The 19,850-nt window shown below is 41.3% G+C and carries 20 protein-coding genes, 2 pseudogenes, 1 riboswitch and 1 other annotated feature; of the genes and pseudogenes, 8 read left to right on the forward strand and 14 right to left on the reverse strand.

Annotation, left to right across the window (positions count from 1 at the left end; all coding sequences use genetic code 11):
* Positions 1-45 precede the first annotated feature (45 nt).
* A complete protein-coding gene (locus AB1K91_RS14125) occupies positions 46-837 on the forward strand; it encodes an ABC transporter ATP-binding protein (protein ID WP_413090657.1) in 792 nt (263 codons plus the stop codon).
* A 365-nt stretch (positions 838-1,202) separates the two neighbouring features.
* On the forward strand, positions 1,203-1,472 hold the full coding sequence (locus AB1K91_RS14130) for a phospholipase (RefSeq protein WP_413090659.1): 270 nt from the start codon (positions 1,203-1,205) through the stop codon (positions 1,470-1,472).
* A gap of 8 nt (positions 1,473-1,480) precedes the next feature.
* On the opposite strand, the gene AB1K91_RS14135 is transcribed toward AB1K91_RS14130, so the two are convergent.
* The 5 genes from AB1K91_RS14135 to AB1K91_RS14155 form a co-directional block, all read right to left on the reverse strand.
* Positions 1,481-1,771 (reverse strand): DUF3784 domain-containing protein, encoded by a 291-nt coding sequence (locus AB1K91_RS14135; protein WP_413090660.1) that lies wholly within the window; start codon positions 1,769-1,771, stop codon positions 1,481-1,483.
* Between the two features lie 360 nt (positions 1,772-2,131).
* Positions 2,132-2,764 carry a response regulator gene (locus AB1K91_RS14140; protein WP_413090662.1) on the reverse strand — a complete coding sequence of 211 codons (633 nt, stop codon included), beginning with the start codon at positions 2,762-2,764 and terminating at the stop codon, positions 2,132-2,134.
* 13 nt (positions 2,765-2,777) lie between these two features.
* A complete protein-coding gene (locus tag AB1K91_RS14145) occupies positions 2,778-3,818 on the reverse strand; it encodes a sensor histidine kinase (RefSeq protein WP_413090663.1) in 1,041 nt (346 codons plus the stop codon).
* A gap of 10 nt (positions 3,819-3,828) precedes the next feature.
* Positions 3,829-4,605 (reverse strand): cell wall-active antibiotics response protein LiaF, encoded by a 777-nt coding sequence (liaF, locus tag AB1K91_RS14150; RefSeq protein ID WP_413090664.1) that lies wholly within the window; start codon positions 4,603-4,605, stop codon positions 3,829-3,831.
* A 14-nt stretch (positions 4,606-4,619) separates the two neighbouring features.
* Entirely contained in the window at positions 4,620-5,885 is a 1,266-nt protein-coding gene (locus AB1K91_RS14155; protein WP_413090666.1) for an MFS transporter, read from the reverse strand.
* Positions 5,886-6,151: 266 nt separating this feature from the next.
* Here AB1K91_RS14155 and AB1K91_RS14160 point away from each other — a divergent pair, with 266 nt between their 5' ends.
* Positions 6,152-6,790, forward strand: coding sequence for an RNA polymerase sigma factor (locus AB1K91_RS14160; protein WP_413090667.1), 639 nt, complete (start codon positions 6,152-6,154; stop codon positions 6,788-6,790).
* Between the two features lie 81 nt (positions 6,791-6,871).
* Complete coding sequence (gene clpP / locus AB1K91_RS14165) at positions 6,872-7,453, forward strand: ATP-dependent Clp endopeptidase proteolytic subunit ClpP (protein WP_413090668.1); 582 nt, start codon at positions 6,872-6,874, stop codon at positions 7,451-7,453.
* Positions 7,454-7,628: 175 nt separating this feature from the next.
* Here clpP and AB1K91_RS14170 read toward each other — a convergent pair.
* A pseudogene (locus AB1K91_RS14170) lies at positions 7,629-7,906 on the reverse strand (DMT family transporter).
* Positions 7,906-8,226: pseudogene (locus tag AB1K91_RS14175) on the reverse strand (DMT family transporter). Before AB1K91_RS14175 ends, AB1K91_RS14170 begins: the two co-directional pseudogenes overlap by 1 nt.
* 63 nt (positions 8,227-8,289) lie before the next feature.
* Positions 8,290-8,386, reverse strand: a riboswitch (guanidine-I (ykkC/yxkD leader).
* Positions 8,387-8,549: 163 nt separating this feature from the next.
* On the opposite strand from AB1K91_RS14175, the gene AB1K91_RS14180 reads away from it, so the two are divergent.
* Entirely contained in the window at positions 8,550-9,188 is a 639-nt protein-coding gene (locus tag AB1K91_RS14180) for a DUF1349 domain-containing protein (protein WP_413090670.1), read from the forward strand.
* A gap of 391 nt (positions 9,189-9,579) precedes the next feature.
* Positions 9,580-9,795: a methyltransferase domain-containing protein gene (locus AB1K91_RS14185; protein ID WP_413090690.1), complete on the forward strand. Its 216-nt coding sequence runs from the start codon at positions 9,580-9,582 to the stop codon at positions 9,793-9,795.
* A 44-nt stretch (positions 9,796-9,839) separates the two neighbouring features.
* On the opposite strand, the gene AB1K91_RS14190 is transcribed toward AB1K91_RS14185, so the two are convergent.
* Positions 9,840-10,406: a histidine phosphatase family protein gene (locus AB1K91_RS14190; protein WP_413090672.1), complete on the reverse strand. Its 567-nt coding sequence runs from the start codon at positions 10,404-10,406 to the stop codon at positions 9,840-9,842.
* A gap of 245 nt (positions 10,407-10,651) precedes the next feature.
* Here AB1K91_RS14190 and AB1K91_RS14195 point away from each other — a divergent pair, with 245 nt between their 5' ends.
* Positions 10,652-11,632, forward strand: a complete 981-nt coding sequence (locus AB1K91_RS14195; RefSeq protein WP_413090673.1) for an aldo/keto reductase — start codon at positions 10,652-10,654, stop codon at positions 11,630-11,632.
* Positions 11,633-11,804: 172 nt separating this feature from the next.
* Here AB1K91_RS14195 and AB1K91_RS14200 read toward each other — a convergent pair whose 3' ends face one another.
* Positions 11,805-12,704 carry a DMT family transporter gene (locus tag AB1K91_RS14200; protein WP_413090674.1) on the reverse strand — a complete coding sequence of 300 codons (900 nt, stop codon included), beginning with the start codon at positions 12,702-12,704 and terminating at the stop codon, positions 11,805-11,807.
* 103 nt (positions 12,705-12,807) lie between these two features.
* On the opposite strand from AB1K91_RS14200, the gene AB1K91_RS14205 reads away from it, so the two are divergent.
* On the forward strand, positions 12,808-13,689 hold the full coding sequence (locus tag AB1K91_RS14205; RefSeq protein WP_413090675.1) for an AraC family transcriptional regulator: 882 nt from the start codon (positions 12,808-12,810) through the stop codon (positions 13,687-13,689).
* 51 nt (positions 13,690-13,740) lie between these two features.
* Here AB1K91_RS14205 and AB1K91_RS14210 read toward each other — a convergent pair whose 3' ends face one another.
* The 5 genes from AB1K91_RS14210 to AB1K91_RS14230 all read right to left on the reverse strand — a co-directional run bounded on the left by AB1K91_RS14210 (position 13,741) and on the right by AB1K91_RS14230 (position 19,308).
* Positions 13,741-14,571, reverse strand: coding sequence for an ABC transporter ATP-binding protein (locus tag AB1K91_RS14210; RefSeq protein ID WP_413090692.1), 831 nt, complete (start codon positions 14,569-14,571; stop codon positions 13,741-13,743).
* Positions 14,571-15,605 carry a FecCD family ABC transporter permease gene (locus tag AB1K91_RS14215; RefSeq protein ID WP_413090677.1) on the reverse strand — a complete coding sequence of 345 codons (1,035 nt, stop codon included), beginning with the start codon at positions 15,603-15,605 and terminating at the stop codon, positions 14,571-14,573. The genes AB1K91_RS14210 and AB1K91_RS14215 overlap by 1 nt, the downstream gene beginning before the upstream one ends.
* Complete coding sequence (locus AB1K91_RS14220) at positions 15,602-16,636, reverse strand: FecCD family ABC transporter permease (protein WP_413090678.1); 1,035 nt, start codon at positions 16,634-16,636, stop codon at positions 15,602-15,604. The genes AB1K91_RS14215 and AB1K91_RS14220 overlap by 4 nt, the downstream gene beginning before the upstream one ends.
* A complete protein-coding gene (locus tag AB1K91_RS14225; RefSeq protein ID WP_413090680.1) occupies positions 16,626-17,681 on the reverse strand; it encodes an iron-siderophore ABC transporter substrate-binding protein in 1,056 nt (351 codons plus the stop codon). The genes AB1K91_RS14220 and AB1K91_RS14225 overlap by 11 nt, the downstream gene beginning before the upstream one ends.
* 262 nt (positions 17,682-17,943) lie before the next feature.
* The gene (locus tag AB1K91_RS14230; protein WP_413090682.1) at positions 17,944-19,308 is read right to left on the reverse strand and encodes an amino acid permease; all 1,365 of its coding nucleotides are present in this window, start codon (positions 19,306-19,308) and stop codon (positions 17,944-17,946) included.
* 125 nt (positions 19,309-19,433) lie between these two features.
* Positions 19,434-19,656: a binding site (T-box leader), on the reverse strand.
* Positions 19,657-19,850 lie beyond the last annotated feature (194 nt).

Below are 19,850 nucleotides of genomic sequence, written 5' to 3' on the forward strand. Positions count from 1 at the left end.
TTAAATTATCTTCATAGGAAAACGAAATATTGGAGGGTGATGGAAATGATAGCTGAATTAAAAAATGTGTCTTTAAAAAGAGACGGGAACTGGATTTTACAAGACCTGAATTGGCAAGTGGAAAAAGGACAGAATTGGATATTATTTGGATTGAATGGCTCCGGCAAAACTTCATTGCTGAATCTATTGAATGCCTACGCCTTCCCAACAACAGGGACCATGAGTGTTTTAGGTATGGAATTCGGCCGTACATATTTAGCTGAAAAACTGCGGATTCAAATCGGTTATGTCTCTTCATCCTTACAGCAAAAGATCGATTCAAGTGATAATGCATTCGAAGTCGTACTCAGCGGTGCTTATGCTTCCATCGGTCTTTATGAGACCCCTACAGATGAAATAAGGGAAAGGGCTGCACAACTGCTTTATGATCTTGGCTGTTTTGAGTACGCGAACCGCCACTATGAGACGCTGTCGCTCGGAGAAAAGCAGCGAGTATTGATTGCACGTGCACTGATGGCCGATCCGCCGCTGCTTATACTGGACGAGCCTGCCAATGGACTGGACTTCTTGGCGCGCGAAGCATTGCTTGAATCCATTGAAAGAATCAGCAATAAACCAGATGCCCCCACTATCATCTTTGTTACCCATCATATCGAAGAAATTTTACCTATTTTCGATAAAACACTACTGCTCAAGGAAGGAAAAGTGTTCGCATCTGGAGACACGAATCGTATGATATCAAGTGACCGTCTTTCCGAATTCTTCGGTATTCCGGTAAGCGTATTGTGGGAGAATGATCGCCCCCTGCTTTCCCGAGTACAGATGGCAAGTAAGTGAGGAGTTTCTTAGGAAGTTTCTGTTTTCTCGTTGCGTTAAAGTCCAGAATACGAAATTTAGATTGCTTCGATTAAAGAAGATGAGATGATGGCGAAGCGTTTCAAAGTTTCTCTCTGCATGCTACTGAAGCAAACGGGAAGATTCAAATTTCTCCCCGGTAAAAGAAAGCTTATAAAGAACGAACGGTCAGAGGCACAAGCCACTGACCATTTTTATGTTTTGAAAACATCCCGTTATTGATAAATCGTGCAAACTTCTCCTAACAGTAAAAATGGTCATTCTGACATGATAACAGCATATACGCGATGAATGGATTGTGAATAGTTTGGACTATGAGTACTTTTTGAACTAGAAGGAGGGATAATATGCCGCGGTTTTGTATTTTCCCAGGCTATAACTGGTGCGGACCGGGCTGCAGCGGGCCAGGTGCTCCCGTCAATAGAGTTGATGCTGCATGTAAGCAGCATGATATCTGCTATAGAAGAAGTGGAAATCGCTGTGAATGTGATCAAGCATTTATGAAGCGACTTCGTCCACTAATCAATCCGCATACACAAGAAGGTCGACATGCAAAGCTGATGTATAATTATATGAAACTTCAAACCAAAATAACTTGCAGTGGGTTTAGAAAGTAGGAGCTATTTTACTTATCTACAAGCTTTACATTCACATAGATCAACAGAATCAAATTAGCCAAGATGACTAATTGCATGGCAACTATACTCCATTCCGACGGGAAAATAAAAGGCACTAAAATCAAGATGGTTCCGCTAATTAAATAAAACGGGCTGACAAGATCAATAAATTTTTGTTTGTCCCGGATTCGCTGCTGATTATACCCTCTCAGAATGCTGACCATCTTTTTTACATTTACCAAATAAGCCAGCACGATGAACACAACGCCTAAGAAAACAGAAAAAATTTCGTGTTCCATGATCTGCCTCCTTGGAAAGAATTCTAGAATTACAATGCTCACAGAGGTTTAGACTGTCATATAGCATTATTATCCATTATATTAAATAAATCAAACCTCGGGTATTCTTTTCTCATCCTGTACCTCTTTTATGCAATATCTCTGGTCTTTAACCAATCAATATATCAGAAAACCCAATTCACTTTTTGCGGCTCATTTTTGTTTTCTATATCCCCTCTTATAGGTTATCGACCATATTCTATTTTGTATCGATAGATTTAATCCAATCAACCAACAAGTTTTAGTCGCTCTGCACATTTCAAAGTCCCAGAACATGGATAAAGAGTTAACGAAAAAAGAGCTTCAACGGAACCCTTCCATTCAAGACTTCAGCAGCTTGTTTTGATGCACATATACCGCAGCTTGGGTCCGATCATTCACCCGCAGCTTTGCCAATATATTGCTGACATGTGTTTTAACGGTTTTAATCCCGATAAACAGTTTATCCGCAATTTCCTGATTCGTCATTCCCTGGCCGATACAACAGAGCACCTCAAATTCTCTTTCTGTCAATTGATCATGGGGCAGCTGTTTTTTCTGTCGAAAGCTGTTCATTACTTTTGCAGCTACGGCAGCCTCCATAACTGTCTCCCCAATGGCAGCTTTTCTAATAGCTTCAGCAATTTGTTCCGCTGTTGATGTTTTCAGCATGTAGCTGAATGCTCCTGCCTCCAAAGCCGGGAAAACTTGTTCGTCATCGTAGAAGCTTGTTAGAATGATAATTTTAGCAGCTGAACCCGTCGCCATGATTTCCTTGGTCGCTTCTATCCCATTGCCATCGTCCATGATCAAATCCATGAGTACGACATCTGGATTTTCCTGCAGAACTAATCGAATGCCTTCTCGGCCGCTGCTGGCTTGACCGACGATGTCAAACTCATCTTCTGTTTCCAAGTAGGCTATCAGCCCTTTCCTTACAATATCGTGATCATCTATCACTGCAATCCGTATCATTAAGCCAAACCCCTTACTTTGTCGGTATTCGAAGACCAATTTGCGTACCAATGCCCGCACTGGCCCGCACTGTGAACGTCCCGCCCAATTCTTCACAGCGTTCCTGCATGGTTTTTAATCCAAGTGATGTTTTTCTCTGCTGTACAACTTTTGTATCGAAGCCTTTGCCGTTGTCCTGTATGTTAACTGCTACATCCATGCCTCTTGTAAACAATTCAATCGTTACTTCACTTGCTTCAGCATGGCGCAATGTATTTGAAAGAGCTTCTTGTATAATACGAAACAGATGCTCTTCCACCGATCTAGATAATTGTTTCGTTTCTTCAATATGTACGTTAAATACAAGTTGCGTGCGAGATTTCAACTCTTCAATCAGCTTTTCGACTCCGCTGCCAAGGGACTCTCCTGAAAGATGTACAGGTCGCAAATGCAGCAGCAGTGCCCGCATCTCGGTCTGCGCCTGTTGTGCTATTTGCGAAACTTCTACGATCTTGTCTCTGGCAGCTTCTGGTTTCTTGTCAAACATCTTTACGCCAGCTTTCGACATCATTGTCAATGCAAATAATTGCTGGCTGACCGCATCATGTAAATCCCTAGCCAGGCGTTGACGTTCTTCCATTGCAGCTGCTCTACTGGATCCTTCTGCAAGTTCTGCCTTCTCATCCGCCATACGCTGAAGCGATTTTACTTGCGCATTCATTTTATCTGTCAACTCATTCAAATCTTTACCTATTCGAGCTATTTCATCGTTGCTGTTGTCCACAATCTTCGCTTTATAGTTTCCATTGGCAACCATCGTAATAAACAATGACAAATAATCCATGCGATCCTTTATTTCTTTGCTATCTTGAAAGCCAACAAAAATGGATGTAATAAGATGAAGAATAATATATATCAGCAAAAAAGTGAAAATCGCTTGTACACTCAGCCATATCGGTTCAAGTAAAACATGGACAGACAGCAGAATACCAAGGAGAAGAATTGCGTTTAGGAACAACGTGCGTACATTAGTTTTGATATACGAGTATCGGATACTATTAAGTTTTTTTAACATCTATGTCACCTCAAATCCGATCCACTCGTATTTGACCTGCCTTATAGTCGATGTAGATATCGAGCTTTCGGGTCGCATCTGCATATCCTGGTGTTTCATAATACATCCTGCGGTTGATACCCTCGGAAGTTTCTCCAAAGACATTTATCTCTCCCGCCTTAATCAATGCTTCCAAACGGAACTCTAGGTTATCAGGGAGGATAATTCGTACTTCCCCGGCCCATCCCTTTAAATGAAAAGGTATTTCCTCATTTGGAATGAAAGCTTTCGTAAAGTCCACATAATACTCTCCTACAGCATTCTTCACTTGAGTGGGTTCCACTGTCCACCCTTCACTATCAAAACGATGTTCACCCACTGCATAATTTTGATACTTTTTGTATTCTTTCGTGTACTTTTCCTTTTGACGACTGTCATTCCATTCTATGTTCACAGCAGCTTTGCGCTTTTTACCCTTTTTGCCAAAACGTAACAAACTGACTCCCATAAATATGATAAGCAGCGGCCAAAGCTTAAACACATCCGAGAATTCAAAAGTCAGTATTTCAAAGCGGTCAAGGACAAGCAATCCGCCGAACAGAAGACAGAATATGCCAAACCAAAATCCTCCGTCTCCTCGGAAAAAATCTATTAAGGCTTTCAATCCGAGTAATACAATGAATACTGGATACAGATAATGCCAGCTTTCGCTGTAATTCCATTCAATCACGCCTATGTTCGACAATACTAGAACTAAACCGATCACAATAATTGCGATAGCAAATAAATTACTCCACATTCGTTTCATCTTATCCCACCTGCTTATACCATTTCTTGATGCTTTTCCTTATTATAACTGTTAAATGTAGTAAGTTGTTTATTTCGAAGGCACAAAATTCCAGTAAACATGACTAATATTCCTCCAGTAATACAAAGAACCTGGATACTGACACCCATTCCCAGCAATGCCGACGTAACCATATAGGACACTGGAATAAGGCCGGTCGAAGCAAGAGCCATGATACTCATCACCCTGCCGATCATCCGTCGATCTGTTGTCTGCTGCAGCATAGTCGAGATTGGTATATTGGTTAATTGAAGACAGATACCAATAGCAAGAATCGCTGCTGCCGAGGTCCAAAAATGAATTGCTGCTCCGTACAAAATAAAGAATGCACTCATTGCGATCAAACTGAATATTACTGTATGTCCTGGATTCCTTAAATTTTTGACCAGCACCAGGCTAAGCGCTGCAGCAAGAGATCCAATCCCTAATGCACCTTCTAAGATCGTCAAACCTAACGCATTCGTTTGAAAGACATCCTTTGCCAGCAATGCGACCGATAAAGAAACCGGACCAGTCAGGAAAAAGTTGATGAAGAAGCTCACTATCATTATGGTCCGAATCAAAGGATTATGTTTTACATAGTTGAAACCTGCTTTCACATCTTCCAGTGGTGATTGTTTTATCTCAGTTGTTTCCTTCTGCGTTGAAATTGTCCGCAGCAAGGAAATAGACAAAGTTGCTGCACATAACATGACAATAGCGAGTGTAAATACTGCAGGAAATCCACCCAACACAATCAGACTTCCGCCTATAGCCGGTCCTACAATAGGACTGACCATATTCGTCATTTGAACCATCGCATTACCTTGCTGCAAGTTGTCTGGTTTAAGTACTTCTGGCAATAGCGACCCTGCCGCCGGATAAGAAAAAGCATCCGAAACACCGAACAACGCAGACAGAACCAACAGGTGCCAAGGCTGCAGCATATCCATTAACAAAAGTCCGATGACAATACCCACCAATACTGCCCTGGAGGCGTCTGATGTAAGTAAAATTAATTTTTTCGATATGCGGTCAGCTGTCATGCCGCCAATAATAATAAATAATAGCCTTGGAACCGAAGCTGCAAAAAAGAGCATCCCAAAATAAAACCGATTTTCAGTGATGGACAGCATTAGCCATTCCGCACCCATTAAGTAAACATAATAACCAGGCGCAGAAAATAACATACTGATAAATACCAGCCTAAAATTACGATTGCGAAACAGCTGCCATTTGCTTACCATTGCTTCTTCTACCATTTCTCCGACCTTCTTTCCATTTGTTACCTTTAGTATAACCGGGCGGAAATACACAGAAAACGATCTGCGGAATGGAATTGTCTCCGCCTTAAGACGGAGACAATTCTCGGACCATTCAGTACAGCAATAACTCGATCCATCTACAAGTGCGTTCTTTAAGTTTACGATCTGCTTTGATATAAAGAAGTGAAATGGTATTGTAAAAATAATGAACACCCATACCTTTTCATAATCGAAGAACGTATCAACAATAAAGGGGTGAAAAAATGGAGCAGCCTAAGCAAGTTGATCGTCAGTCACAAATAGAGGAGACAATGGATAAGCTGTCACATTACTGTCTATATCTTACGAAGAATAAATGGGATAGCGAAGAAATAACACAAGAGGCAGTTTTAAAAACACTGACAAAATATAAGGAAGACACCTTTCCTCCACCAGTCAGCCTGTTGAAGAAGATTGCTTATCACGCCTGGATAGACCGGATACGAAAACAGAAGAAAGAAGAGCTTGTATCTGAGATCCATGACTTAGCGACAGCGGATAAGAAAGACACAGAGCAGCAAATGGATCATCTGCGAAAACTTACTCCAAAGCAACTGGTCGTTTTTGTCTTAAAGGAAGCTTTTCATTTTCAATCCACAGAAATTGCAGAGTTACTCGGTATAAACGATTCGGCTGTTAAAGCGCTTCTACACAGGGGACGCATGAATATTTCAAACGACACTATGCACCCACTCGTCCGGAGCTCTTGGGAAAACTTGCAGCAGGAGGAAATATTGGAGCTTGTGGAAGTCACACTAAACAGGGACGATCCCGCAGAGCTTATTCGCTTTCTACCTAATATGCTTCATACTTCAAAATCTTCCCTTCAGACAAACTCAAATGTTTATATGGCTGCAGCCTAAGGCTGCAGTTATTTTTTTGCCCGTATCTTATAACATTTTAATTTCGTTCTAATTAAGAAGAATGAAAGGAGAATGTTAACAATGACTGCAATACCTTATGTAGTGGAGCAATCGAATATGGGCGAACGGTCCTATGACATCTATTCAAGACTGTTAAAAGATCGAATCATTATGGTGAGTGAAGAAATTAACGATAGCATGGCCAATGCAATTGTGGCGCAGCTGTTATTCCTGGCTGCAGACGACCCGGATAAGGATATTTCGCTATACATCAATAGCCCGGGAGGTTCGATATCAGCAGGTTTTTCAATTCTAGATACAATGCAGTATATAAAACCTGATGTACAGACGATTTGCACAGGCATGGCTGCTTCTTTTGGTGCAATGCTGCTTCTTGCCGGAACGCCGGGAAAAAGATATGCTCTGCCAAATAGTGAAATTATGATTCATCAGCCGCTTGGAGGAGCCAGAGGTCAGGCAGCCGATATTGAGATCACTGCCAAAAGGATTATTAAACAAAGGCAGCATATCAACCAAATGATAGCGGATTTTACCGGACAGCCAATCGAAAAAGTAGCAGCTGATACCGATCGTGATTATTTTATGAGTGCTACGGAGGCGAAGGATTATGGGATCATTGACGCCGTTTTGATCCGCAAATGAGAACTGCATGCGTATAAATGTGCTCTCTTAAGAAATTGCAGGTACCCGGGGAAATCTAAAAATAGAAAAATTAACGCAAACATATTTAGTAGTTTCCTGCCATAAGCTCCCCTGACTGCACAAATGATATTACTTATGAACCCCCCTGAGATGCACTTCAAATTAGGGGGGATTTTTATGAGACCAATTTCAATCCCACAGCTGCTCCTAAAACCATAGCAATAAACAATATTCTTTTCCAATCCTTAGATACAATAAAGAATAACATCCCAATTATTGCCGCCCTTGATGCTCCAATCCCGTCCAAACGGCATAGGCTGTGCCCATAGGCAAGCTTGCCATCGCAATAAAAAGACAAAGAAAGCTAGCTCCAAATCCTAGAATCAGTAAGAATACCTTCTGATGACCTAACATTTCAAACAATCCAGCCAAAATTAAAAATGTCCACGTCATTACTGTTCTTCCCCCTCTGCTTCTTTATCTTTTGTAACCAGTTTCAGACCAATTACCCTGCAAGTAATAGAGCTCCAACAAGAACTTTAAGGACGAATGGCTGCTCAAAAAAGATAATTTCCGAGAAAAAAGTACCCGCTGTTCCCAACCCGACAAACACCGTCCCAACTGGTACATAGCGCCAGCTCTTATCATCAAATAAAAGCTAATCACGATCGCTATTATTGTTCCAATACATTCCAACGGGCAATTTGCATGTTTTAACCCAATAACACTTCAAAAACTGCCGCTACTTTAACTATAAACCAATGTTTGTTCAATTTTTCCACCTCCGGATTTTAGTTTCTCCATGATAAAAAGCCTGGGAGTAACTGTAAAACAGTTTCTCCCAAGCTTTTTTCCTTCCGTGACACTGTGAATACTGTGAGTTTTCTCTCGGACCAGACCAACCTAAGCTATGGAACCCTAGAAAACAATTTCAAAATTCAATTCACCGCATTGTATAGGATTACTTAAAAAATGATTGAGACGAGGTAAATGGACAGGTAAGTTTAAAGAAGTATATTGCCCTATTCTTAGGTAGGGACAGGAAAAGTATAATGGTAATGAAATACTATAGATTGCAGAAATTGGAGGGATCCAAGTGGCGAAACCAGTGCTTTTAGAAGAGAAATTTGAAAGTAAAGAATTAAATAGCTTACTCCAATGGCGTCATGAACCCAAGAAATGGTTTATTGACACAGCTAATTCCAAGTTAGTTTTAGAAACCGATCCGGAAACAGATTTCTGGCAAAAAACACATTATGGCTTTGAAAATGACAATGGGCATTTTCTTTATACAAAAACAGATAAGAACTTTAGGATGACCACAAAGGTTAAAGCATTGCCAAATTCAAAGTATGACCATGCAGGTTTGATGATTCGCCATTCAAAGAATACCTGGGTAAAAACATCCTTAGAATATATAACAACTAGTTTAAGCAAATTGGGCGCAGTAGTCACAAATCAAGGGTACTCCGATTGGTCAACACAGTATGTAAAGGATAAAGAGATTGACTTATACTTCCGGATATCCAGAATTGCTTCTAATTGTTATATTGATTTTTCCTGGGATGGCGAAGAATGGATGCAAATGCGCATAGCACATTTGGACATTCCCGATGACGCTCCCATTTCTGCTGGATTATTTGCATGCAGCCCTCAAGGAAAAGATCAGTCTGTGCGTTTTGATTTTCTTACCATAGAAGAACTTTCATCTGATCCGAAGGAAGCTTACTTGTAAGTTGCCTGCTCATCAATGACAGTCAATTATTTAATACCCAATTAAAAGTAGAAGATCAATGATATCAGGACTGCACGCCAAAAGTTAGAGTAACACATAACTTTTGGCATGCATTTTTATGGTGAAATATAGTGAGGGATTTAAACTAAAATTGTAAAAATGGGTGGGACTTAGGATACGTCTTTCTAGCCGACAAGAATGATGATGAAATATACAAATACGATAATCGTAAAGAATTACTATATACAAAAAGAGAAGAATATCCATTATAGTCATTGAAGAGTCATTAAATCTTCAATCAAAGGGGCAATTCATATGAATCCCAAATTACAAAAGAAAATAACAACTTAGGAAACGGCAAGAGATTTCCTGCAGATAAGAGTTCTTACCTATCAAGAAAGATGACCATGTTTTAGATCTTGGAGCTGGTACTGGTTATATATCTTTTGGTATTGCTGAACTCGTTAAAACTGTTTATACATTCAATTATGATGAAGATATCCTTAAATACTTGGATACAGTAGCAAAGGAAAGAGACATTGCAAACATTATTACTGTTTCAGGTAAATTTAAAGATATTCAGTCAGATAACCATTTTTTGATATAGCTATGCTTCAATAGCTTTACCGAAGTTCAGCCAATTTCATTAGCTTAGAAATCATGATTAACGATATCAACCAGCTTAAATTTTTTGTTCTCATATTCAAATTTCAGGATGCAGCAATTTCCAATGCGTTCTTGCTGTTCGATGGAACTTGTATGCTCCCAGTACCTCATAAAGTTTCTACAAGCTGCGCCATGAGATACAGCTAAGACGACTCCATTATCTCCTTCCATGATATTTTTGCACGTAGCTGCCATTCTTTCTTGAAATTCTTCCTGATCTTCACCACCGTATTTAACAAAGAAATCACCATAAGGAAGTGGGGGATTCAAGTCTTCACTTTCTCCTTCAAAAGTACCGAAATTCCATTCTTTTAATCCTTTCAATCTCGTGTATGGCATTTCAGTCACAATTTCCAATGTGTCACTCGCTCTTTCCGAAGTAGAGCTAAAGGCTTGGTCAAACACAATATTATGTTCCTTGAAATAATTGGCGGCAGCTTTGGCTTGTTTGATACCTAACGCTGTCAGTGGTGAATCACACCAGCCTTGAACTTTTTTTCTTTTGTTGAATAATGTTTGTCCATGTCTCATTAAATACAGTGTTTTTTTCATTATACAGCTCCTTCATTTTCAATAATCAATCCCACATCAAGGAAGTAGATTTAATTTCCTGCCATATATCACTATTTAGGAAGGGAATTAAATATGCAGTTCTATTAAACAAAATTTATTAGTTAAAAAGTGCTTTGAGAGGATTAGGCAAAAACTTGATATGATTGTGTTTATGGTTAATCAAAAGTTTGTGACATAATGAAAGAGGTTACATAAGCAACTTTGCTAAGGGGAGGACCATATAAATGGAATATACAAAACTAGGGAATACAGGTTTGGATGTGTCCAGATTCAGTCTTGGCTGTATGAGTTTTGGTGAGGCAGAAAGATGGATACACCAATGGGTGCTTAATGAAGAGCAAAGTCGTTCCATCATAAAAAAAGCACTGGATCTCGGAATCAATTTCTTCGATACGGCAAATGTGTATTCAATGGGGACCAGTGAAGAATTCCTCGGACGCGCTTTGAAAGACTATGCCAATCGGGATGAAATAGTACTGGCGACAAAAATTCACGGCCGTATGCATGAAGGTCCAAATGGTGCAGGTCTATCTCGCAAAGCCATCATGAGTGAGATTGATAAAAGCCTTAAGAGACTCGGAACAGATTATATTGACCTCTATATCATCCATCGCTGGGATTATGACACCCCGATCGAAGAGACGATGGAAGCATTGCACGATGTGGTGAAAGCCGGAAAAGCTAGATATATCGGGGCCTCTGCCATGTACGCTTGGCAGTTCCAAAAAGCATTGCATGTAGCAGAAAAACATAACTGGACACGTTTTGTATCGATGCAGAACCATTATAATCTCATCTACCGCGAAGAGGAGCGGGAAATGCTCCCTCTTTGTAAAGAAGAAAAAATCGGTGTGACTCCATACAGTCCCCTTGCTTCTGGAAGATTGACACGTGATTGGTCCGAAACGACTCTGCGTTCCAAGACGGATCAAATTCAAAAGTCCAAATATGATAAAACCGCTGATGCCGACCGCTTGGTTGTCGAACGGGTAGCCGAAATTGCAGATAAACATGGAGTACCACGTATCCATATTGCACTAGCCTGGCTGCTAGCGAAAGAAACAGTTACATCTCCCATCATAGGAGCTACGAAAATTTCTCATCTGGATGATGCCGTAGGTTCCTTATCCGTAAAGCTGACAGATGAAGAAATTGCCTTCCTTGAAGAACCTTATGTTCCGCATGCCGTAGTCGGACCTAACTAATAAAAAAATGCTACTCGGTTATGGAGTAGCATTTTTCATAGCACCTTTTTCGCTAATATATCAATTCTGTACTATTTCTTCTCATTACTCAGGATTAAAAGAACGTCAGTTTAAATTCCGAATCGATTTCGTGAGATACACGGACTATGAAGTCAGGTTCCACACATACAGGTTACTCCCTTGAATCTTTTGCGATGGACAGGATGGTTATCGTACCTAGAATTAATATCGTGCCAATCCACTCTGCCAACCCAAATGGAATATGGAACCATAGTATGGAAAGAAAAGTTGCAGATAATGGTTCGACAGATGCTAAAATACTCACCTTGGAAGCTGCAATATATTTTGTGCTTTCCAGATAAAAATAAAAAGCAATGATGGTACCAAAGATGATGACAAACATAACGGCTGCAATGGAGGATAAGGACCATTCCCCTTGTACTTGCCATGGTGGATGGATGAAACTGAAACTGACACCGCCGATCAGCATACCCCATCCTACTACTATTCTAGCACCCCAGCTAGCAAGCAGCTTTAGAGGTTGTAACGTATAAAAACTTAAAGCAAAAGCCGAAGCAACACCCCAGAAAACGGCCCAGCCTGAAATAGAAAGAGATTGTATATTACCTCCTGTCACAAGAAGAAAAGTACCTATAATCGCAATGACAACAGATAGAACAATTGTGAATGATGGCAAACGCCTTGACCTTACAGCCAAATAACAAGTAATGATTGCTGGCGCCAAATATTGGAGTATGGTGGCTGTCGCTGCATTTCCGTATTCAATTGCGGCAAAGTATGTATATTGGACAGCAAGCATTCCCAGAATCCCAAAAAGAATGAGACTGATAGCTTCATGCTTATTTTTCCAAATACCCCATACTTTTCGGCCCTCTTTCATAAAAGCAATTGTCAATAAGACAATTCCAGCTGCCAGTAATCTTACTACTGTAAGCCACTCCGTACTAAAACCTTTTGTTTGAAACAAAAATTGAGCCACCGTTCCTGAAACTCCCCAAAAGATTGCCCCAATCAGTACTAAAGCAGTACCGACCAGTTGATTATTTTTCACTTTAAAACGCCCCCTACTCTGTTACAAGAGTATCATGATAAAGAAAGATACATCTATTTGATACTAAAATCGTATATAAAATATAAGTATATTGAGGTAAGAGATGCAAATTAAAGAATTCTTAATCAATCAGGATTTAGAAGAATTAACACAGCATAGAACAGTTGAATTACCTGTGGCATGCTACGAAACAACAATCAAGGAAAATATACACGGGCATATTCCGCTGCATTGGCATAATGAGGTCCAGTTTGTACAGATTCTGAATGGGAGTGCTGTATTTCAAATCAATGAAGAGAAAGTGATGGTCAACAAAGGCGAAGGTATTTTTATCAATAGCGGCTGTTTGCATAAAGCTGATGACTATAACAATTCAGGCTGCATTTATATATGTTTAAACGCTTCTCCTTACACTTTTCTCTCAAAGGAACTGCACACAAAGTATGTAAGCCCATATATTCAAGCGACTAATTTGACGCACTTGCATATAGGAAAGAAGGAAGAATGGGAGAGAAATATCCTTAAAGCAATATTGAAAATTCATCAACTGATCGAGCAAAAGAATCCATTTTATGAGATAGTCGTAGTAAATCACCTTAATCTTATATGGCAAAACTTGATCATGAATGGCATGCAGCTGGAATACAGCGAATCAGAAATGGTAAGAAGTCAGCGGATGAAACACATGCTCAATTGGATCCATTTGCATTTCGATGAAAAAATCAATTTGGCTGATATTGCGAAAGCCGGGCAGCTTAGCCGTGCTGAATGCTGCCGTTATTTTAAACGCATAGTCAAACAGTCACCTATGAACTATGTAATGGAATATCGTATAAATAGAAGCCTGTCCTTGCTCCAAGACCCAAGTTCCAATGTCACAGAAGTGGCTTATCAAGTAGGATTCAATAGCAGCAGTTATTTTATTGCCAAGTTTCGTGAATCCATCGGAATGACACCGTTTGTGTATAAGAAGCAAAGTGACTAGTATTTTATCGCGAATAAAATAGGAGCAACGCAATTGCTTTGCTCCTTTGATTTATTCGTGATTAGATACAAGTATTTTATTGTCATAAACGTGGTGACGTCCCCTTGGTACTATCATTGGAGTATTGGAGACTGGATCTTGAATGACCGTACAGTTTAGCTCGAATATTTCCTTGATCAACTCATCCGTGATGATGTCAGATGGCTGTCCTTCCGCAATCAGCTCCCCTTTGCGAAGTGCAAAGATATAATCTGCATAGCGAGCAGCAAGATTGATGTCATGAAGAACCATGACAATCGTCGTGCCATATTTTTTATTAAGATCTGTCAGTAAGTCCAGGATCTCTATTTGATACGTGATATCCAAAAATGTTGTTGGCTCATCAAGGAACAATATATCCGTCTGCTGAGCCAATGCCATTGCAATCCAGACTCGCTGCCTCTGTCCTCCTGATAATTCATCCAGATGCCTATTGGCAAGTTCAGTAATCCCCATCATATCCATTGCTTCTTCGACCGCTTCGTAGTCCTTTTCTGACCAACCACTCAGCAAGGATTGATGCGGGAATCTGCCTCTGCCAACCAAATCAGCCACTGATATTCCATCAGGAGCGATCGGGGACTGCGGCAGCACCCCTAATACTTTAGCCAGTTTCTTTGGAGGCATCTTGTGGATTGCTTTTCCATCCAGAATGACCTCCCCTGATATCGGCTTGATCAGTCTTGCCATTGTTTTGAGCAAGGTAGATTTACCACAGGCATTAGGACCAATAATGACGTTGATCTGGTTGTTTGGAATACCAGCATCGATTCCGTGAAGGATTTTCTTATTATCATAACCGGCAACAATTTGCTCTGCTTGAAGATTGTGAGTTGATTTCATCATATATATCCCTTTCGATTCATCCGTATAAGTAAATAAAGCAGATAAGGCGCGCCAACCAATCCTGTTATGATGCCGACTGGATATCTGACTTCGAAGGCGAATTGACCGATCAAGTCTGCACCGAGCACCAAATTGATGCCTACAAGACCTGCTGTCAGCACATTTGAATAACCAGTCCCTACCAATCTCTTTGCGATCGGACCCGAGAGGAATGCGACAAATGCGATCGGGCCGGTGGTTGCAGTTGCAAAAGCGATCATGAATACAGCACTTAGTATAAGAATCAATCTTATCTTATTGGTGCTCAACCCAAGGGATAAAGCCGATTCTTCCCCTAATTCGAGTATGTCTAAATGCTTTCCCAAAACAAGAAGCAGCGGTGCGCAAATCAGCACTGTACAGATAAGCGGTAATAAAGTTTCCATTTTAGCGCCATTTAGGCTTCCGCTCAGCCACCGCAGCGCTGCTGGCATATCTTCTTGACTGCCGATCATCAGCAAATAGGAGATCACGGCGCTAAGCGCTGCTTGAAAACCTATCCCAATCAAGATAAGCCTTCCGATTGAAAAATGGCTGCCGGATGACAATATATAAATAAGTAAAACGGTAACAAGTCCCGCTATTACCGATGCTAACGAAACAGCCGTATTGCTCGTTTGAAAAATAAGTATACTGAACAAAGCTGCCGCACTGGAACCTGTCGTGATACCTAGTACGTCTGGATTGGCAAGGGGGTTGCGCAGCATTGTTTGGAAGATATGGCCTGCCATCCCAAAAGCCAAACCGGCAAAAACACCTGCTGCCATCCTTGGAAGCCTTATCGTGTTGACAGCAAAATATGCTCCCGGGACTCTCTCCCCCATCAACACTTGAAACACTTCAGAGATAGGATAAATTGTATTTCCCAGTAAAAGCATGGCAATACAGAGGCCGGTAGCAAGCAGGGCCAGCAGTCCGTTGATTGCCAGCCATTTTCTGAAACGGCGCTGTCTGCCTTGTTTAATCACTCTAATGGCGGAAGTCGTATTCATAGCGCTTTCACCTTCAGTCTGGTTGCGAGTATTATCAATACCGGAGCACCAATGAAAGCTGTGATGATGCCGGCTTCCACTTCACCAGGGCTGCCTATCAATCTGCCAAGTACATCGGCTATAGTCAATATGGCAGCACCCGAAATAGCTGACATTGGGATGATGAAACGTAAATCAGGGCCAAAAATGAGCCGCATCAGATGTGTCGCCAGCAGACCGATGAATCCGATCGGACCAGCCAATGCTGTAACAGCTCCGCACAGGATGACTCCAGTGAAAGCAGCAGTAAATGTCAGCAAGCCTGTTCGAACGCCTTGACCGGTTGCAATCTCATCTCCCAGCAGTAAAGCATTTAGCGATGGTGCCAATATAATGGCCAGCAATATTCCAGCCGCCAAGAATGGTAAAAAGATCAAAATGTAATCCCAGTTTGCAGCACCGACACTGCCGACCTGCCAAAACCTGAACTGATCCATGACAAAAGAGCGCGGCAGCATGATGGCACTGATCAAGGAAGATAAGATAGCACTTGTAGCCGCCCCTGCCAGTACAAGCTTAAGAGGCGTATTACCAGTACGCCCCATTGACCCAATTCCGTATACGATGATTGCCGTTAGAACCGCTCCCAAAATCGAAAGCCAAATATAGTGACCAGCCGCGCTGATATTAAAATATGCTATTCCAATAACCACAAACAAGGAAGCACCTGTGTTGACTCCCAATATACTGGGATCAGCTAGCGGATTTCGCGTTACAGCTTGCATAAGAGCACCGGAAACCCCCAGTGCTCCTCCGCATAATAAACTGAATAGCGTACGCGGAATCCTTTCATGAACGACAGCTGCCGTATAGGAATCAGAGCTGGACGCCAACAATCCAGCCATTAAGTCCTCCAACGTTACAGACCTTGATCCAAAAACCAGGGAAGCCACGATACTGATGCTCAGTAAAAGGAAGAAAACGAGCATGATGCCTGCGTAGTAGCTTCGTTTATGCCCCACTGGTCTTTTTGTTGTTACATTACTGTTCATTGTTACTTAATGCTTCCTCAATCTGTGTTACATAATTATCAATCGTATACTCAATCGCAAGCGGATTAGGAGTACCAGCTGCGGCCAAATCAGAATTATTAGCGATAAATACGACAGCTCCATTTTGGATAGCTTTAATCTGACCCAATCTTGAATCATTCTTAACCGCTTCATATGTGCTGTCATCGCCATACCCGATGATCAAGTCTACGTCATTAAGGACATCTGCATTTTCTGCACTTAAGTTCAGAGAATAGGCAGCATCATCTTCAATTAAGTCAGAAATACTTTCCGGGAATTCCATCCCCATCTCTTCCAAGAAAGCAACACGGGAATCAGCCGGTGTATACAGATGGAATTCAGATAGATCATTTGCCGAGAAATTGACCCAAGCGACTTTCTTTCCTTTGATTTCTGGATGCTCGTCCACTTTTTCTGCTATCAAATTCTCGGTATCCTCTATCAGCTGTTCCCCTTCTTGTTCCATTCCCATCCCTTTTGCGTTCATGGTAACTTGATCACGCCAAGAAGTTGTCCACGGGGATGTTGGATAAGCTACAACAGGTGCGATTTCACTAAGCGTGTTATAGTCTTCTTCTGTTATACCTGAATAAGCTGCAAGAATGACATCAGGCTGTGAATCAGCAATAGCCTCAAAATCAAGTCCGTCTGTATCCTGGAATACATTTGGATTGTCTTCACCTAACTCCTCCAATTTTTCAGCGGTCCATGGCAGCAAACCGCTGTCATCCTGAACACCGAAGTTCGCCGCCGAGAACCCAACCGGCACGACACCAAGTGCAAGCGCAACATCTTGATTGCCCCATTGGATCGTTGCTACACGCTCAGGCTTGGAATCTAAAACTGTTTCTCCGAATGCATGCTCAATCGTGATTGGATACCCCTCAGAAGATGACTCTCCCGATGAACCACTGCCTTTTGAATTCTCTTCTGTGTTCGATGAATTGGAACACGCAGACAAAACCAATAAGAACAGTACCGCAAAAATTGCCGCTTTAAAAAACGATTTATGTTTTTTGACCACTTTTTATTTCTCCCCTTTTTTGGATATTGCTATTAGTGCAAATACTCGATAACTCGTTTGTTATAATTCTATGTAACCTTCACAATTGATACTGGTTCTCATTATCAATGATACAGTTAATGGCATTCTTTAATCAAGGCTTTTTCACTACTTTTTAGACTATTTGGAGAAGAGTGAAGTTTCTTGTATCCTGATAGGCAAAAGTGAGTAAAGTAATCCAAAAAAAGAGCCACAGTTGATGTGACTCTTCCAGACGGCAATATTATTGGATATTTCTTATTTCTGTTTCCTCTTCTTTTTTATTCCGCCCCAAAATAAAAGCAAGTACTATCAAAACTGATAAAGCAGTAAAGCAAACTACAGTCCCAACGGAAATACCTTTGCTGAACGATGACCCGATCAAAATGGTGACAAGACCTGCCAGCCCAACAATCGTCGTCGTCGGGAACAGTTTCATTTGGAAGTGTGGCATTTCTGCATAAGCAGGACGCAGCTTTAGCTGCGCTGCACAAATTCCAATCCAAAGCAGCAACATAGTAAATCCAGGGATCGTCATCATCGTTCCAATGATACTTTCGGGTGCAAAATATGCTAATCCAGCACCAATCAATGATAAAACAGCGTTCAAGAAGATCGCATTTATTGGTGAACCTGCTTTAGATGTTTTCGCCAAAAGCTTTGGTGCCTCTCCTTTTTCAGCTAATGAAAACATTGTTCTCGAGGTAGCAAACATTCCTGAATTTGCAGCAGACAATACGGCAGTGAGTAAAATGAAATTCATTACATGAGCAACCCCTGGAATACCGATAGCGTCCATCACTTGGATGAACGGACTTTCCGTTCCGGCAACTTCATTCCAAGGAATGAGTCCAGCTATGATTGTAATAGGTAAAATGTAAAACAGCAATACACGCCATACGACGCCCTTGATTACTTTAGGCAAAACCTTTTTCACATCTTTTGTTTCAGAAATCGCTACCCCGATGAGTTCAGATCCTCCGAACGAGAACATGACGATTAAGCAGGCAGCGAATACACCCTGTATGCCATTCGGGAAGAATCCGCCATGCCCGAACAGATGCTGGGTCGGTGTGGCAGGGGCAAAATCAGTCAAACCCAGCAGAACCGCCCCGCCTAACAGGATAAATAATACGAGCGCAATGATTTTAATACTAGCGAACCAGAATTCCATTTCTCCGTAAAATTTCACTTGCAGACTATTGATGCCGATAATAAGTGCTGCACAAATGGCGCTTAACAACCAAAGTGGTGTATCTGTAAACCAAAATTGTAAAAACGAACCTGCAGCCAAGATCTCCACAACCGTGACAAGCGTCCAGTTGATCCAGTACAGCCAGCCAACGATGAAGGATATATGAAATCCAAATGCCTTATGAACCAAATGCTGTACATTGTGATTCGGATACACAACTGCCATTTCAGCCAAAGCAACCATGACAATCAGCAATAATGCGCCGCCAAGCAAGTAGGAAACAATCACACCAGGCCCGGCAATCCCCAATGTTTCTCCACTCCCTTTGAAAATACCGGTACCGATCATACCTGCTAACGCCAAAAACTGAACATGCCTAGGTAAAAGCTCTTTCCGCAAACCATTTTGACTCATTTTTTTCTCCTCTTTCTATATCAATTCTTATTAGGATTAGTTTTGTATAGTAATAGTCATCATCCATGGACAACCACCTCCTTTAAGGATTTTCAGGAAATAAAAAATCCCTGCTGAACTTATTCAGCAGGGACGAAATCATCGCGGTACCACCCTAATTATTGACATATGGATATGCCAATCTCTCATTCCTGATAACGGCTATTCACCGTTTTCCCCTCACCATTGGTTCGAAGAAAAAAGCTCCAGGATCGTAATTCATGCAGTTCTTTGTACTGACTCGCACCATCCGTCAGCTCTCTGTCTCAGGGAGAACATGCACTACTGCAATCCATTCATCGCTTGTCCATTATTTAGCTTATCAAAACAAAAAGTCCCTGCTGAAATCATTCAGCAGGGACGAATATATCGCGGTACCACCCTAATTATTGACATACGACATGCCAATCTCTCATTCCTGATAACGGCTATTCACCGTCTTCCCCTCACCAGTCGGTTTCGGAAAAGAATGCTCCAGGATCGTAATTCATGCTGTTCTTTGT

The sequence above is a fragment of the Terribacillus jepli genome, assembly GCF_047228925.1.
In the GTDB taxonomy this organism is placed as follows: domain Bacteria; phylum Bacillota; class Bacilli; order Bacillales; family Amphibacillaceae; genus Terribacillus.

Coding starts and splice junctions, on each gene's coding strand:
- AB1K91_RS14220 (WP_413090678.1), bottom strand. CDS start 16,636: ATGAACAGTAATGTAACAACAAAAAGACCAGTGGGGCATAAACGAAGC.
- AB1K91_RS14145 (WP_413090663.1), bottom strand. CDS start 3,818: ATGTTAAAAAAACTTAATAGTATCCGATACTCGTATATCAAAACTAAT.
- AB1K91_RS14140 (WP_413090662.1), bottom strand. CDS start 2,764: ATGATACGGATTGCAGTGATAGATGATCACGATATTGTAAGGAAAGGG.
- AB1K91_RS14130 (WP_413090659.1), top strand. CDS start 1,203: ATGCCGCGGTTTTGTATTTTCCCAGGCTATAACTGGTGCGGACCGGGC.
- AB1K91_RS14215 (WP_413090677.1), bottom strand. CDS start 15,605: ATGAATACGACTTCCGCCATTAGAGTGATTAAACAAGGCAGACAGCGC.
- AB1K91_RS14135 (WP_413090660.1), bottom strand. CDS start 1,771: ATGGAACACGAAATTTTTTCTGTTTTCTTAGGCGTTGTGTTCATCGTG.
- AB1K91_RS14195 (WP_413090673.1), top strand. CDS start 10,652: ATGGAATATACAAAACTAGGGAATACAGGTTTGGATGTGTCCAGATTC.
- AB1K91_RS14160 (WP_413090667.1), top strand. CDS start 6,152: ATGGAGCAGCCTAAGCAAGTTGATCGTCAGTCACAAATAGAGGAGACA.
- AB1K91_RS14125 (WP_413090657.1), top strand. CDS start 46: ATGATAGCTGAATTAAAAAATGTGTCTTTAAAAAGAGACGGGAACTGG.
- liaF (WP_413090664.1), bottom strand. CDS start 4,605: ATGAAACGAATGTGGAGTAATTTATTTGCTATCGCAATTATTGTGATC.
- AB1K91_RS14205 (WP_413090675.1), top strand. CDS start 12,808: ATGCAAATTAAAGAATTCTTAATCAATCAGGATTTAGAAGAATTAACA.
- AB1K91_RS14190 (WP_413090672.1), bottom strand. CDS start 10,406: ATGAAAAAAACACTGTATTTAATGAGACATGGACAAACATTATTCAAC.
- AB1K91_RS14230 (WP_413090682.1), bottom strand. CDS start 19,308: ATGAGTCAAAATGGTTTGCGGAAAGAGCTTTTACCTAGGCATGTTCAG.
- AB1K91_RS14155 (WP_413090666.1), bottom strand. CDS start 5,885: ATGGTAGAAGAAGCAATGGTAAGCAAATGGCAGCTGTTTCGCAATCGT.
- clpP (WP_413090668.1), top strand. CDS start 6,872: ATGACTGCAATACCTTATGTAGTGGAGCAATCGAATATGGGCGAACGG.
- AB1K91_RS14210 (WP_413090692.1), bottom strand. CDS start 14,571: ATGAAATCAACTCACAATCTTCAAGCAGAGCAAATTGTTGCCGGTTAT.